Source organism: Blautia sp. DFI.3.45 (assembly GCF_020593505.1).
Taxonomy (GTDB): Bacteria; Bacillota; Clostridia; order Lachnospirales; family Lachnospiraceae; genus Blautia_A; species Blautia_A wexlerae.
The window spans coordinates 60,742-76,528 of record NZ_JAJDMI010000013.1 but is presented as its reverse complement, the minus strand read 5'-3'; the positions used below and the strand labels follow the sequence as shown (position 1 = coordinate 76,528).

The 15,787-nt window shown below is 51.8% G+C and carries 11 protein-coding genes and 2 pseudogenes; 12 read left to right on the top strand and 1 reads right to left on the bottom strand.

Features of this window, described 5'->3' with window-relative positions:
* Nucleotides 1-104, bottom strand: a pseudogene (locus LJE09_RS18150) (tweety protein); the annotation flags it as partial.
* Here LJE09_RS18150 and LJE09_RS06910 point away from each other — a divergent pair.
* The 12 genes and pseudogenes from LJE09_RS06910 to LJE09_RS06855 all read left to right on the top strand — a co-directional run bounded on the left by LJE09_RS06910 (nucleotide 78) and on the right by LJE09_RS06855 (nucleotide 15,787).
* A complete protein-coding gene (locus LJE09_RS06910; RefSeq protein ID WP_227083179.1) occupies nucleotides 78-275 on the top strand; it encodes a hypothetical protein in 198 nt (65 codons plus the stop codon). The pseudogene LJE09_RS18150 and the gene LJE09_RS06910 overlap by 27 nt on opposite strands.
* Nucleotides 276-1,946 (top strand): recombinase family protein, encoded by a 1,671-nt coding sequence (locus LJE09_RS06905; RefSeq protein WP_004612760.1) that lies wholly within the window; start codon nucleotides 276-278, stop codon nucleotides 1,944-1,946. It begins immediately after the preceding gene.
* 90 nt (nucleotides 1,947-2,036) lie between these two features.
* Nucleotides 2,037-2,120 (top strand): annotated as a pseudogene (locus tag LJE09_RS06900) (Maff2 family mobile element protein); the annotation flags it as partial.
* 16 nt (nucleotides 2,121-2,136) lie between these two features.
* Nucleotides 2,137-3,006, top strand: a complete 870-nt coding sequence (locus LJE09_RS06895; RefSeq protein WP_005928553.1) for a VirB6/TrbL-like conjugal transfer protein, CD1112 family — start codon at nucleotides 2,137-2,139, stop codon at nucleotides 3,004-3,006.
* A 24-nt stretch (nucleotides 3,007-3,030) separates the two neighbouring features.
* Nucleotides 3,031-3,441: a PrgI family protein gene (locus tag LJE09_RS06890; protein WP_005928557.1), complete on the top strand. Its 411-nt coding sequence runs from the start codon at nucleotides 3,031-3,033 to the stop codon at nucleotides 3,439-3,441.
* Complete coding sequence (locus LJE09_RS06885) at nucleotides 3,389-5,818, top strand: VirB4-like conjugal transfer ATPase, CD1110 family (protein WP_227311088.1); 2,430 nt, start codon at nucleotides 3,389-3,391, stop codon at nucleotides 5,816-5,818. The genes LJE09_RS06890 and LJE09_RS06885 overlap by 53 nt, the downstream gene beginning before the upstream one ends.
* On the top strand, nucleotides 5,815-6,696 hold the full coding sequence (locus LJE09_RS06880) for a DNA-methyltransferase (protein WP_227311082.1): 882 nt from the start codon (nucleotides 5,815-5,817) through the stop codon (nucleotides 6,694-6,696). The genes LJE09_RS06885 and LJE09_RS06880 overlap by 4 nt, the downstream gene beginning before the upstream one ends.
* Before the next feature lie 38 nt (nucleotides 6,697-6,734).
* The gene (locus LJE09_RS06875) at nucleotides 6,735-8,798 is read left to right on the top strand and encodes a C40 family peptidase (protein WP_227311086.1); all 2,064 of its coding nucleotides are present in this window, start codon (nucleotides 6,735-6,737) and stop codon (nucleotides 8,796-8,798) included.
* A 34-nt stretch (nucleotides 8,799-8,832) separates the two neighbouring features.
* Nucleotides 8,833-9,090 carry a DUF4315 family protein gene (locus LJE09_RS06870; RefSeq protein ID WP_005928569.1) on the top strand — a complete coding sequence of 86 codons (258 nt, stop codon included), beginning with the start codon at nucleotides 8,833-8,835 and terminating at the stop codon, nucleotides 9,088-9,090.
* Complete coding sequence (locus tag LJE09_RS06865; protein WP_015542401.1) at nucleotides 9,080-9,778, top strand: DUF4366 domain-containing protein; 699 nt, start codon at nucleotides 9,080-9,082, stop codon at nucleotides 9,776-9,778. The genes LJE09_RS06870 and LJE09_RS06865 overlap by 11 nt, the downstream gene beginning before the upstream one ends.
* A complete protein-coding gene (locus tag LJE09_RS06860) occupies nucleotides 9,775-11,871 on the top strand; it encodes a DNA topoisomerase 3 (protein WP_227311081.1) in 2,097 nt (698 codons plus the stop codon). Before LJE09_RS06865 ends, LJE09_RS06860 begins: the two co-directional genes overlap by 4 nt.
* Nucleotides 11,872-12,073: 202 nt before the next feature.
* On the top strand, nucleotides 12,074-15,787 hold the full coding sequence (locus tag LJE09_RS06855) for a YodL domain-containing protein (protein WP_227311080.1): 3,714 nt from the start codon (nucleotides 12,074-12,076) through the stop codon (nucleotides 15,785-15,787).

Sequence of the window (15,787 nt, the reverse complement as noted above, 5' to 3'; positions counted from 1 at the left end):
TCTTTTGAAGCCCGTTGCCGGACTTCGTTGCCGACACCCTCTGTCTGGCTATTTTCATGTATGGAGGATAACTGCCTATGGCAAAAAACAAAACAGAGATTCATGTTACAACGGTGTTTGACGGGGAGCTGGACGCAACCGATGTGTTCGTCAGCCTGATTTCCCAGAAATACGGTAAGACAAATATGAAAGAATATCTTGCTAAAAAGAGAGATATGAAGTATAATGAAGATGAGGTTCAAAAGAGCCAGATACCGTCTGGATTGTGTGGGTAAATGGCTATGATGAACGAAATGGAATACAGAACAATCGGTTCGGCACTTGCCGGGGGTTATCGTGCAGCGGTCTATTGCAGACTGTCAAAGGACGATGACCTGCAAGGCGAAAGTGCCAGTATCGCAAACCAGCGTGATATGCTGGAAAAATACTGCGAAAAGCAGGGATGGGAGGTTGTGGCAGTCTATCAGGACGATGGCTTCACAGGTCTTAATATGGAGCGTCCTGATTTACAGAGAATGTTGAGAGCCATTGAGCGCAGGCAAATCAACCTTGTCATCACGAAAGACCTCAGCCGACTGGGGCGTAACTATCTGCAAACCGGGCATTTGATTGAGGACTTTTTCCCAAGAAATGGTGTCCGCTATATCGCCATGAATGACGGTATCGACACCCTGCGGGATAACAACGATATTGCCCCGTTCAAGAATATCCTGAACGAGATGTACAGCAAGGATATTTCCAAGAAAGTCCATTCCTCTTATCTTCTGAAAGCGCAGAAAGGACAGTTTACCGGGTGTCTTGCCCCGTTTGGGTATCGGAAAGACCCGGAGGACAAAAACCATCTGCTCATTGACGAGGAAACCGCCCCGATTGTGCGGCTGATTTTCGGATATGCCCTAAACGGTCATGGTCCGAACTATATCCGCAGACGGCTGGAGGAAGAAAAAATCCCCTGCCCCACATGGTGGAACCGGGAACGGGGGCTTCGCAATACCCGAACCAAATGGGAAAAGAAAGACCCGGAAAACGGACGGTATATGTGGGACTTCTCCGTTATCAAAGACCTTTTGATGAATCCCGTTTACACCGGGGCGATTGCTTCCCAGAAAAAAGACTACCGTTTCAAAATCGGCACGATTGGGGAAAAGAAGCCGGAGGACTGGATTGTAGTGGAGGGACAGCATGAACCGCTGATTGACCGCATGAGCTTTGACATTGTGCAGAACAAGCTGAAATCCCGCCAGCGTCCGGGGCAGACCAATGAAATCAGCCTGTTTGCCGGACTGATAAAATGCGGCGAGTGTGGGAAGTCGCTGACGATACGCTATACAAACGCAAAACATCCCCAGCAGATTTATTCCTGCAAGACCTACAATGCCTTTGGAAAGAACCACTGCACCCAGCACCGGATTGACTATGACACCCTTTACAGCCATGTGCTGCGAAAAATCCGGGAATGTGCCAGAGCTGCCCTGATGGACGGGAAAGCGGTTGCCGACCGCCTGACTAATACCTGTGAAGCCGAGCAGCGGGAACAGCGGGAAGCAATGGAACGCTCCCTTACAAGGGACGAGGAACGGATTGAGGTTCTGGATAAAATGGTCATGCGGCTTTATGAGGATATGATTGCAGGGCGTATCAGTGAGCAGAATTTCAACACCATGCTGGAAAAGACACAGACCGAGCAGACGGAGCTTAAAGCAAAAGTGTCCGAGGGCAGGAAGCGGCTGTCCGATGAAGCCCAGCTTGCCAATGACGCAAAACAATGGGTGGAAGCCATTCAGGAATATGCCAACATCACAGAGCTGGACGCAGCCACCCTTAACCGCTTAATCAAAGAAATCGTCGTGCATGAGCGCATTGACGAAGATAAAACAAGACACATTTCTATCGAAATTCATTTTAATCTCAAACCCATCCCAGAGGTGGAACAGGTCACTGCCTGACCTGTCCTACCGGGACGATTCTCTTAAAAACACCATATAGATTTTTTGTACGCCGCCGCCCGCCATCGAGCAGAGTTTTACACCTAATTGGGGATAAAACAGCTCATGGCGGGCGGCGGCGTTGCCCTTATCGGTGGCACCCTTGTACCTCTGCTTTCCGGCCTGTTCGGTTAAGCGGCGGGGTTAGCCTATGCAGAGCATACTTGACGCGATTAACGAATGGATAAAGGAAATCCTCATTGGAGCCATTAACGGTAATCTGTCAACTATGTTCGGGGACGTAAACGAAAAAGTCGGAACTATCGCCGCAGAGGTAGGACAAACCCCGCAGGGGTGGAACGCAGGCATATTTTCCATGATACAGAGTTTGTCGGAAAATGTGATTGTACCCATTGCGGGGCTTGTCATTACCTACGTTCTATGCGTGGAGCTTATCAGCATGGTAACGGAAAAGAACAATATGCACGATATTGACACGTTCATGTTCTTTAAGTGGTTTTTCAAGGCGTGGGTAGCGGTGTATCTCGTTACCCACACCTTTACTATCACTATGGCGGTGTTCGATATGGCGCAGCACGTTGTTTCCGGCGCAGCGGGCGTGATCGGCGGCAATACGAATATCGACGTTGACGCCGCCCTCTCGTCCATGCAAGCCGGACTTGACGCTATGGAAATCCCCGAACTGCTTTTGCTCGTTATGGAAACAAGCCTTGTGAGCCTTTGCATGAAAATCATGTCGGTGCTTATCACGGTTATCCTGTACGGCAGAATGATAGAAATTTACCTTTACTGTTCGGTATCGCCTATCCCGTTTGCAACTATGACCAACAGAGAGTGGGGGCAGATAGGCAACAACTACTTAAAAGCCCTGTTCGCCCTCGGTTTTCAAGGCTTCCTCATAATGATATGCGTCGGCATTTATGCGGTTTTGGTTGGCAGCATGATTGTAGCGGACAACCTGCACAGCGCGATTTTCTCCCTTGCAGCCTACACCGTGATTTTGTGCTTCTCCCTATTCAAAACAGGCGCACTTGCGAAGTCAATATTTAACGCCCATTAAAGACCGAAAGGAGGAGGTTTTCACTTGGCGTATGTACCCGTACCCAAAGACTTATCAAAAATCAAAACGAAAGTCGCTTTTAATCTGACAAAGCGGCAGATTATATGTTTTGCGGCAGCCCTCGCTATGGGACTACCGCTTTTCTTTTTGCTCAAAGACAGCGCGGGAACAAGCATGGCGGCATTTGCAATGATTGTCGTTATGCTTCCCTGCTTCCTCTTGGCAATGTATGAAAAACACGGGCAGCCCCTTGAAATCGTGATAAAGAACGTCATTCAGACAAAGTTTATCCGACCAAAGGAACGCCCCTATCAGACGGAAAATTTTTATGCCGTCATAGAAAAACAACGAAAACTGGAAAAGGAGGTATCGGCTATTGTCAATGGCAGAACGAAAAACCATGACCCGCGCGGTAAAAAATCCCGTGAAGCGTAAGCTGACCCGCGCAGAAAAGAAAGAAATCGCCGCCGTGATACAGGCGGCAAAGGGCGACGGGAAGCCCCGCACCGCACAACAGACCATTCCCTACTTGCAGATGTACCCGGACGGGATTTGCAGGGTAACGGAAAAGAAATACAGTAAAAGCCTTGTCTTTGAAGATATTAACTATCAGCTTGCACAGGCAGACGATAAGACAGCCATTTTTGAAAACTGGTGCGATTTTCTCAACTACTTTGACGCTTCCGTTTCGGTGCAGCTCTCTTTCATCAATCAGGGTGCAAGAAAGGAAAAGGCACAGGCGGCTATCGAAATTCCGGCGCAGGACGACGCTTTTAACTCTATCCGCAGGGAGTACGCGGATATGCTTAAAAATCAGCTTGAAAAAGGCAACAACGGACTGGAAAAGTGCAAGTACATTACCTTTTCCATTGAAGCGGACAATCTTGCGGCGGCAAAAGCCCGCCTTTCCCGTATCGAAACCGACGTACTCAATAATTTTAAGGTGCTTGGTGTAACCGCCCGCCCCATGAACGGACAGGAACGCTTGAACGTACTGCATGGGATTTTCCACCCGGAGGGCGAGCCGTTCCGTTTCTCTTGGGACTGGCTTGTACCGTCCGGGCTTACCACAAAGGACTTTATCGCCCCGTCCTCGTTCCGCTTTGGCGACGGCAGGACGTTTCGCATGGGGCGCAAGCTCGGTGCTGTTAGCTTCCTTGAAATCCTTGCGCCGGAGCTGAACGACCGTATGCTTTCGGACATTCTCGACCTTGAAAACGGAATTATCGTCAATCTGCATATCCGCAGTATCGACCAGAGCGAAGCAATCAAGACTATCAAGCGCAAAATTACCGACCTCGACAAGATGAAGATTGAGGAACAGAAAAAGGCGGTACGCAGCGGGTACGATATGGATATAATTCCGTCCGACCTTGCCACGTTCGGCAGCGAAGCGAAAAATCTCTTGCAGGATTTACAGAGCAGAAATGAAAGAATGTTTCTGCTGACGTTCCTTGTGGTAAACATGGCAGACACGAAGCGGAAACTGGATAATGACATCTTTGCTACGGCGGGCTTTGCACAGAAAAACAACTGCGCTCTGACCCGCCTTGACTATTTGCAGGAAGCGGGCTTTATGTCCTCTATTCCTCTTGGGGAGAACCTTATCCCCATTCAAAGAGGGCTTACGACCAGTAGCACCGCTATTTTTATCCCGTTCATCACGCAGGAGCTTTTCCAAAGGGGTGCAGCCCTTTACTACGGCTTAAATGCCCTTAGTAACAACATGATACTCTGCGACCGCAAGCAACTGAAAAATCCCAACGGGCTTATTCTTGGAACACCGGGAAGCGGTAAATCCTTTGCGGCAAAACGGGAAATGACAAACGCCTTTCTCATTACCGACGACGATATTATTATCTGCGACCCGGAAGCAGAATATTTTTCCCTTGTGCAGCGTTTGGGCGGGCAAGTGATACGTCTGTCGCCTGCCGGAAAAGGCATGGACGGCAAGCCCCAGTATGTGAACCCTATGGATATTAACCTCAACTACTCCGAGGACGACAACCCGCTTGCCTTGAAATCCGACTTTATCCTTTCCCTCTGCGAGCTTGTTATCGGCGGCAAAGAGGGCTTGCAGCCCGTGGAAAAGACCGTCATTGACCGCGCCGTTAGGAATGTGTACCGACCTTTCCTTGCAGAACCCGACCCGGCAAAAATGCCGATTTTGGGCGACCTCTACAACGAACTGCTGAAACAGCCGGAGCCGGAAGCTGCCCGCATTGCGGCGGCATTGGAGCTTTATGTTTCCGGCTCTCTGAACGTCTTTAACCACCGTACCAACGTGGAGCTTTCAAACCGTCTTGTCTGCTTTGATATTAAGCAGCTTGGAAAGCAGCTCAAAAAATTAGGTATGCTCATTGTGCAAGACCAGGTGTGGAACCGCGTGACCGTCAACCGCGCCGAGAAAAAGGCAACCCGTTACTATATGGACGAATTTCATTTGCTTTTGAAAGAGGAACAGACCGCAGCCTATTCTGTGGAGATTTGGAAGCGTTTTCGTAAATGGGGCGGCATACCGACGGCTATCACACAGAACGTCAAAGACCTTTTAAGCAGCCGCGAAGTCGAGAATATCTTTGAAAACTCCGATTTTGTCCTCATGCTCAATCAGGCACAGGGCGACCGGGCTATCCTTGCAAAGCAGCTTAACATCTCCCCGCAGCAGATGAAGTATGTAACCCACACCGAAGCGGGCGAGGGGCTTATCTTTTACGGGAATGTGGTGCTGCCGTTCATTGACCGCTTCCCGACGGACACCGAGCTTTACTGTCTGCTTACGACAAAGCCGGAGGAAGTGAGCAAGCCATGAAAACAGACGTAATCATCAACCGCGACGCCCTCTATGCCCTGCGGGAGCTTCCGAGCGAAAGCGTGAACTGCTGCGTCACAAGCCCGCCTTACTATGGACTAAGGGACTACGGGCTTGACGCGCAGATTGGACGTGAGGACACGCCGGAGCAGTATATCGGGCGGCTTGTGGAAGTGTTCCGGGAGCTGCGCCGGGTACTCAAAGACGACGGGACATTTTGGCTGAATATCGCAGACACATACTGCGGCAGCGGCATGAAAGCGGGCTGCAAGCAAAAGGATTTAATCGGTATTCCGTGGCTTCTTGCCTTTGCCCTGCGCTCTGACGGGTGGTATTTACGCAGCGATATTATCTGGCTGAAAGAAAACCCTATGCCGGAAAGCTGCCGCGACCGACCGAGCCGCTGCTATGAGCATATCTTTTTACTGACGAAATCAAAGAAATATTACTATGACGCTGCCGCCATTGCAGCGCCGATCGCGCCGGGAACGGCTGCGCGCTACAGGCAAGGGCGCAGCGCAGGACACAAATACGCCGAGGAAGTACCAGGACAGGGCAAGGTACAGGGTATCAATCAGCCCCGCAGCGGCAGCTATTATGACGACGCCCTTATGCCGACCACAAGAAACAAGCGGGACGTTTGGCTTATCAATACCGTACCGTACAAGGGCGGGCATTTTGCCGCCTATCCCCCGAAGCTCGCGGAAACGTGCATACTTGCGGGCTGTCCGAAAGGCGGCGTTGTGATAGACCCGTTCTTTGGAAGCGGCACCACCGGGCTTGCAGCGCAAAGCCTTGACCGCCGCTATATCGGCATTGAACTGAACGCCGAGTATTGCGCCCTTGCAGGGGCGCGGATTGGAGGTGGTAACACTTGAAAGACCCATTAAAGCCCCGCGATAAAATCACGCAGAAAATGACCCGCGACGGGGCTATCGCAGAAAATCAGACCACGGGAGACACGGAACGTATCAGCAACCGCATACGGGACGCGGATTTACAAAAGACCCCGGAACAACAGGCGGCACAGGACGCTATGCAGCTTCCCCCGGTATCTGATACAAGCCCGCTTCCCCATGTGCCGGGAGCTGCCCCCAAAGCGGACACAGGCAAAACGGAGCGCGTCATGAAGCATATCGACGCCGCCCATACACGAAAAGCCAGTAAAAAGGCAGTACGAAAAGCACAGGCAGAAGCTACCGCCGGGACGAAATCTTCCCGGCTGCAATTTACCGACGAGGAACGCGCTGCCCCGGAGCTTGAAAAGTATATCAAGAAATCCGATAAAGCCGCCGACCGCTTGGATAAGGCAAAGGCAGCTATCCCCAAAGAAAAGAAACTGGTAAAAGAGCGCACCTTTGACGAAACCACCGGGAAAGGCAAGACCCGCCTGCACTTTGAGGAAAAGGACAAGCCGCCCGGATTTAAGGAGAAGCACAACCCGCTATCCCGCCCCACACAGGAAGCCGGGATTTTGGTACATAACAAAATCCATTCTGTCGAAAAGGATAATTCCGGCGTGGAGGGCGCACACAAGAGCGAGGAAGCCGCAGAACGGGGATTGAAGTACGGGGCGCGGAAAATCAAGCAGGGCTACCGCAACCATAAGCTGAAACCCTACCGGGAAGCGGCAAAGGCAGAAAAAGCGGCTTTTCGGGCAAATATGGACTTTCAGTATCACAAGACCCTGCATGAGAACCCGCAGCTAACCAGTAACCCCATTTCCCGGTTTTGGCAGAAGCAGAAAATCAAGCGGCAGTATGCAAAGAAAGCCCGCAATACCGCAAAGGGTATCAAGGGCGCGGCAGAACGCACCCGCAAGGCGGCAGCCAAAGCCGCCGAGAAAACGAAGCAGACCGCAGCATTTGTGGCAAGGCACCCGGCGGGTGTGGCAATCGCTGTCGGGGTGCTACTGCTCTTTATCATGGTTATGTCCGGGCTGTCCTCTTGTGGGGCAATGTTTTCCGGCACGTTAAACGGCGTGCTTGGAACGTCCTATACGTCCGAGGACAGCGACCTTGTGGAAGTGGAAAACAGCTACGCAGGATTGGAAAACGAGCTGCAAAGCAGGATTGACAATATCGAGCGCGACAATCCGGGCTATGACGAGTACCGCTATGACCTTGCAAATATCGGACACAATCCCCATGAATTAGCGTCTTATCTGACCGCAAAATACCAAAGCTACACCTGCGCCGAGGTACAGAGCGAATTACAGCGGATTTTCAATCAACAATACAAGCTGACGCTGACCGAGGAAGTGGAAATACGCTACCGGGAGGAAGAACGCACCGACACATGGACAGATGAGGACGGCAACGAGCATACGGACACCTACACGGTACAAGTGCCTTATGAGTATTACATCTTGAACGTCAAGCTGACGAATACCCCACTATCCACCATTGCGGAAAACAATCTGACCCCGGAACAACTGGAAATGTACCGGGTGTACTTACAGACAAGCGGGAACAAGCCCCTTATCTTTGGCGGCGGCTCTCCCGACACTTCCGCGTCGGAAGATTTAAGCGGCGTGGACTTTGTAAACGGAACGCGCCCCGGCAATACCGCTATCGTTGACCTTGCAAAACGGCAAGTCGGAAATGTGGGCGGCTATCCGTATTGGAGCTGGTACGGCTTTAATTCCCGCGTGGAATGGTGCGCCTGTTTCGTGTCCTGGTGCTACGGGCAAATGGGACTTTCCGAGCCGCGCTTTGCCGCCTGCCAGTCGCAGGGTATTCCGTGGTTTACTTCTCACGGACAATGGGGAGCGCGGGGCTATGAAAACATTGCCCCCGGCGACGCTATCTTTTTTGACTGGGATTTAGACGGCAGCGCAGACCATGTAGGACTTGTTATCGGCAGGGACGAAAGCCGCGTCTATACCGTGGAGGGCAATTCCGGCGACGCCTGCAAGATTAAGAGCTATCCCCTTGACTATGCCTGTATCAAAGGGTACGGGCTGATGAACTGGAACTGACACATTTTTTGAAAATCGAAAGGAGAAAAATTTTATGGCAATGAGTAAAATCGAAAGAATTGACAAGGAAATCCAAAAGACCCGTGAGAAAATCACGGAGTATCAGAACAGGCTGCGCGGACTGGAAGCACAGAAAACCGAAGCGGAAAATCTGCAAATCGTTCAGCTTGTGCGCTCTATGCGCCTTACCCCGCAGGAGCTTACCGCTATGCTTGCGGGCGGAGGTATTCCGGGCATTGCCCCTATGCCCGCAGACTATGAGGAACAGGAGGACAATGCAGATGAAGAATAAAATCCTTGCAAGCCTTACCGTACTTTGCGCCGCCCTTGTCCTTGTGGGCGGCTTTTCCGTTACCGCCTATGCACAGACCCCGACGGAAGAAACCGACGACAGCGGCGTAATCGTGGAAACCGAGCCGCAGCCCTTGACCCCGGAGGGCAACATGACCCTTGTGGACGACATTGACGGGGACGCTGCCGAGGATAAGCAGTTTATCGTCGTGAAAAGCAAAGGTGGCAACTATTTTTACATTATCGTTGACCGGGCAGCCGAGGGGGAAAATTCCGTCCACTTCCTAAATCAAGTAGACGAAAGCGACCTTATGGCGATTATCGGGGAGGAACAGACCGAACAACCCCCGGCTGTCTGCAACTGTACCGAGAAATGCAAGGCGGGCGAAGTAAACACCGCCTGCCCCGCCTGCTCTGTCAACATGGATAGCTGCACAGGCAAGGAAGCCACGCCGGAGGAACCCGCCGAGCAGGAGCAGCCCCAGAACGGCATGGGCGGGCTTTTGATTTTCCTTGTCGTGGGCTTGCTTGGCGGCGGCGCAGCCCTCTACTACGTTAAGTTTATGAAACCGAAACAGAACGTGAAAGGCAGCACCGACCTTGACGAGTTCGATTTTGACGAATACGACGAGGACGAGCCGGAAGAAGCTGACAGCGCAGACACCGAACAGGAGGACGAGGAAGAATGAAACTTGTGATTTGTGAGAAACCCAGCGTCGGGGCGGCGGTTGCCGCCGCCCTTGGCGTAAGGGAGAAGAAAGACGGATATATCGAGGGGAACGGTTATGTTATCTCTTGGTGTATCGGGCATTTGGTAGGACTTGCGGAAGCTGCCGCCTATGGGGAACAGTACAGGAAATGGAGCTATGACAGCTTACCCATTCTGCCGCAGGAATGGCAGTACACCGTAGCTGCCGACAAGGGAAAGCAATTCAAAATCTTAAAAGACCTCATGCAGCGCAGCGACGTTTCGGAAGTCGTGAACGCCTGCGACGCAGGACGCGAGGGAGAATTGATTTTCCGCTTTGTCTATCATCAAGCGGGCTGCAAGAAGCCCTTTACCCGTCTTTGGATTTCCTCTATGGAAACGGACGCCATCAAAAGCGGCTTTGACAATCTGAAGGACGGGCGCAGGTATGACGCCCTCTATCATTCCGCACTATGCAGGGCAAAGGCTGACTGGCTTATCGGCATTAACGCGACCCGCCTTTTCTCCTGCCTGTATGGAAAAACCTTGAACGTGGGGCGCGTTCAGACCCCAACCCTAAAAATGCTTGTAGACCGGGACGCTGCCATTATGAACTTCAAGAAAGAAAAATATTACCATGTGCGCCTTATGCTCCCCGGCGCAGAAGCGGCAAGCGCGAAGATCTGCGCCGCTGATGAAGCGGGCAAACTGAAAGCGGCCTGCGAAGCGTCGGCGGCTGTCTGCACTTCCTTGACCCGTGAAAATAAAACCGCTATACCGCCGAAGCTCTTTGACCTTACCTCTCTGCAAAGGGAAGCAAACCGTATCTACGGGTACACGGCAAAGCAGACCTTTGACCTTGCACAGACACTTTATGAAAAGAAGCTGCTTACTTATCCGAGAACGGACAGCAACTATCTGACCGACGACATGGGCGACACAGCGGCGAGTATCGTATCGCTGCTTTGCGGCAAGCTGCCCTTTATGGCGAGCGCAGCCTATGAACAGAGTATTTCCCGCGTTCTGAACAGCAAAAAAGTATCAGACCACCACGCCATTATCCCCACTATGGAAATTGCAAAAACTGACCTTACTACGCTGCCGGAAAGTGAAAGAAATATCCTTATCCTTACCGGGGCGCGTCTGCTTATGGCGACCGCAGAGCCGCACGTTTACGAAGCGGTAACGGCGGTTTTCTCCTGCGCCGACCATGAATTTACGGCAAGGGGCAAGACGGTAATCGCTGCCGGGTGGAAAAACATTGAACGGCTTTACCGGGCTACCCTCAAAAAGAAGCCGGACAGCGACGACGAAAACGAACTTGTTTTAGATGTGCCGGACTTTACCGAGGGACAGACCTTTGAAAACCCTGCTGCAAAGGTTACGGAGCATGAAACGACGCCGCCGAAGCCCCACAATGAAGCGTCCTTACTTTCTGCTATGGAACGCGCCGGAAATGAGGACACCGACCCGGACGCAGAACGCCGGGGGCTTGGTACGCCTGCCACCCGCGCCGCTGTCATTGAAAAGTTAGTGAAAGGCGGCTTTGTGGAGCGCAAGGGCAAGCAGCTACTTCCCACCAAAGACGGCACAAGCCTTGTCTGCGTCCTGCCGGACAGCTTAACTTCTCCGCAGCTTACGGCTGCATGGGAAAACAATCTGACGCAGATTGCAAAGGGCAACGCCGACCCTGCCGCTTTCATGCAGGGAATTGAAGCAATGGCACAGGAGCTTGTAAAAACCTATGCTTCCGTGTTAGGCGAGAAACAGGAGCTTTTCAAGACAGAGAAAACAGAGCTTGGAAAATGCCCCCGCTGTAAATCCCCGGTCTATGAGGGGAAGAAAAACTACTACTGTTCCAACAAAGAGTGCAGCTTTACCATGTGGAAAAATGACCGCTTCTTTGAAGAACGAAAAACTGTCTTTACCCCGAAGATTGCCGCTGCACTTCTTAAATCCGGCAAGGCAACAGTTAAAAAACTGTACTCTCCGAAAACGGGCAAAACCTACGACGGAACGGTACTTTTAGCCGACACGGGCGGTAAATATGTGAATTACAAAGTAACCATTTCAAAGAACAAAGAACTTGAATAGCAAGCATAGGAAGCGGGTACCCACTTCCGTAAAATCCCTGCCACTCATGTAGAGCTTGGCGGGGATTTTGCTTGTTGGGAAGTTTCCCAAACCCTCTAAAAATCCTCAAAAATCTTTGGCAGAAATGCGGGCGCACCGTAGTAGGACTATGTAACCACAAACGCAGCGTCCGCGCTGCCATACGCGAAAGGAGGTTTTACACATGGCAAGTTTGCGCGACAGCGTAAAGGACTATCAAGAGGAACTTAGGGACGGTATCGCATGGGTGGCGTTCTGGAAAGAGGGGCGTTCATGGAACGCCGAGCTGTTTCATCTTGAAGTGGACGGTACTTTAGAACCGTTTGACAGGAGCCGGTTAGAGGAAATCAAAGCGGCTGACCCCGCCGCCGTTATTCTAAACGGCTACTACTGCGGGCATTTAGGCGAGGATATGAGCCTTGACGAACTGACCGCCGGAGTGCGCTATCACTATGAAAACAGCATGAATGACCTTGACGGTTTTATCGGGGCGCATGACGACAGGCTTCCCCCGGAGGTTATCGAGGAAGCAAGAGCCGCCGCCCATGCAGCGGGGATTCCCTTTTCCGAAAAGCCCTACCGGGACGGGGAAGATTTTGACCCTTATGTATTTGACGGAAGCATGAGTATTGAGGACTACGAACTTATGCACCGCATGATTGAAAAAGAAAGGAGCAAGCGAATGGACGAATTGAAAACAGGTTATTCTTCATACGACCGCGACAGACTGGACGCCGCCGACAAGATGAAGATTGAGCGCGGTATCTATTTTGACACGAAAGGCGCGGATATTTCCCCGCTGACCGCCTTATCTCTTGCGGAGCTTATGAAGCTGCGGGAAGAAAGCGCGGCTGCGGAACAGACCGTTTTTGAAAATCTGAAAGTACAGGCTGCCGCCTGGGAGGAACAGGCGGGAAAGACCCTGTTATATGACAAGGCGATTGAGTATGCAAGAGTACCCGAAGTGAAGCATACGGCGAACAAGTGGCAGGACGAGGACAACGACCGCCACATTATCAGCAACCGGGTATATAAAATGAGCTATCATGTGTACGAAAATACCCGCTATGACAAGGCAGCACAGAAATCTATTCCATATTCCTATACGTTATCTTGGAACGTCTACACCAACAGCCCCCACGGGTACGGACAGGCGAAAATCGCCGGACAGGACAGAAAGGTATTTGCTGACCGGGCAGCTATGGAAAAATATCTGAATGGGCGTATCAAGGCGTATGAAGAACTTTTTACGGAAATCTCCCCGGCTATCCCGCCGGAATACGCGGAACAGTTTAGGGTAAACGGGCAGCTCTTACCGGGCTACACCGTAGAGGGCGAGGAAATCAAGCAGCCCGCCGCCGACAGTCCCGCCGCTGCACCGAGAACCGAACCGGGACAGGAAACGGAACAGTTTGCAATCCTGATTGACAGCCGCACCCGTTTTGAAACGGGAGAACCGGGTGGCTACTGGCTTTCCATGCCCGCCACCAAAGAGCAGCTTCACGAAGCCATGCAAAGCGTCGGCATTACCGCAGACAACCCGCAGGAATTTTTCATTCACGGCTACTCTGACCGGGAGGACAGACACATTGCCCTGCCGTATGACATGGTATGCGCGGCACAGGTGGACGAGCTGAATTTCCTTGCGGCACGACTGGAAAACCTTGACGCTTCCGGGATTGCCGCGCTGAACGCCGCCACACAGCGAAAGAACGGTTTTGAGAATATCGGGCAGCTCATTGACTTTACCTATAACGAGGACTTTTTCGTGCATATCCCCGAAGTACATAATCCCCGCGAATTGGGCGATTATTACCTTAACAAATCCGGCATGGTGCAAATGCCCGCTGAATGGAAAAACAGCATTGACCTTATCGCCTTTGGACGAAACGCCGCCACGCAAGAAAAAGGCAGCTTTACGGAATACGGCTATCTTGTGGAAAGCGGCGACGCATGGGAGAAACACTTTGAGGGGCGCGATGTGCCGGAGGAATACCGCATTATGAGCTATCCGCAGCCGACCGTCGAACGGGACGCAGCCCCGGCAGTACAGACAGCAGCTATTCCCGAAGCGCAGCCGCAGGAGCCGCGCCCGGTTATCCCTATCGTGCTGACGAGCGAGAAGCCCGCCGAAAAGCTCAAAGAGATTACCGACCGTTTGGAGCAAGGCATTACGGAACTGTTTGACAGCGAGCGTTACAAGGAATATCTGCGCGTCATGTCAAAGTTTCATAATTACAGCTTTAACAATACGCTGCTGATCGCCATGCAAAAGCCCGACGCTTCCCTTATCGCCGGATTTTCCGCATGGAAAAATAACTTTGGACGAAACGTGATGAAAGGACAAAAGGGTATCAAAATCCTTGCCCCGTCGCCGTTCAAGATTAAAAAAGAAATGGAGAAAATCGACCCGCAGACGGGAAAAGCCTTTATCGGCAAGGACGGAAAGCCCGTAACCGAGGAAAAGGAAATCACGATACCCGCCTTTAAGGTGGTATCGGTCTTTGACGTATCGCAGACCGAGGGAAAGGAAATCCCTGACATTGCCGTAAATATGCTGACCGGAGATGTGGAGCATTACAAGGAGGTTTTCGCTGCCCTTGAAAAGACTTCCCCTGTTCCTGTCGGCTTTGAAAAAATCGAGGGCGGCGCACACGGGTATTACCATTTGGAGGACAAGCGTATTGCCCTTGATGAGGGCATGAGCGAGCTGCAAACCTTAAAGACACTTATCCATGAAATCGCCCATGCGAAGCTCCACGACATTGACCTAAACGCCCCTTTAGAGGACTTGGAGAACAGACCCGACCGCCGCACCCGTGAGGTACAGGCTGAAAGTATCGCCTATACCGTGTGCCAGCATTACGGGCTTGATACCTCTGATTATTCCTTTGGGTACGTTGCCGGGTGGAGTGCCGGACGGGAGCTTACCGAACTGAAAAGCTCTCTTGAAACAATCCGCAGCACCGCAGCGGAAATCATCAACAGCATTGATGAACATATCGCAGAACTGCAAAAGGAACAGGTGCAGGACGCGCCGAGGGAGAAAGCCGCCATGCCGGAGTACATTTACAAGATTGAAGCCAACCCCCGCACAACGGGCGACAACGACCGCTTTTTCTTGCAAGCCTATCTCCCGCAGGAAAACGGCAGGGCAAAAATCGGGGACGTGCTGTATATCGGCAGCCTTGCAAAATGCCGGGAACTCATGGGCGGGCTGAACGCCGGAGAGCTGACGCAGGGAGAAGTAAAGGAGCTATATGCAAAGGCGCAGGAAGCCGAAGCCGACAAAGACACCTTTTCCATTTATCAGCTAAAGCAAGGGGACGAAACGCGGGACTTCCGCTTTGAGCCTTACAACCGCCTGCAGGCGGCGGGAAATGTGGTTGATAAGGCGAACTATGAGCTTGTCTATTCCGCAGAGCTTACGCCGGGGACTTCCCTTGAAGATATTTATACCCGTTTCAATATCGACCACCCCAAAGACTTTAAGGGACACAGCCTTTCCGTTTCCGACGTGGTGGTGCTTCATCAGAACGGGCAGGACGCGGCGCATTATGTAGATAGTTTCGGCTACAAGGAAGTGCCGGAGTTTTTGCAGGAGCAGACACAACAGCCGGAAAAGATAAACCCGCTAAAGCACGTCGAGGACACAATCGAGCAGAACGACAACAACTTTGACGGTATCATCAACAACACCCCTACGGTTGACGAACTGGAAGCAAAGGTAAAAGCCGGGGAACAGATTTCCCTTGTTGACCTTGCAGAAGCGATTAAGGCAGACAAAGAACGCGGCAAAGAAAAGCCCTCTATCCGGGCGCAGCTTAAAGCTGACAAAGAACGGACGGGGAAAAAGAAGAACGCAAAGCAGAAGTCGCAGGACTTGGAAAGGAGCTGA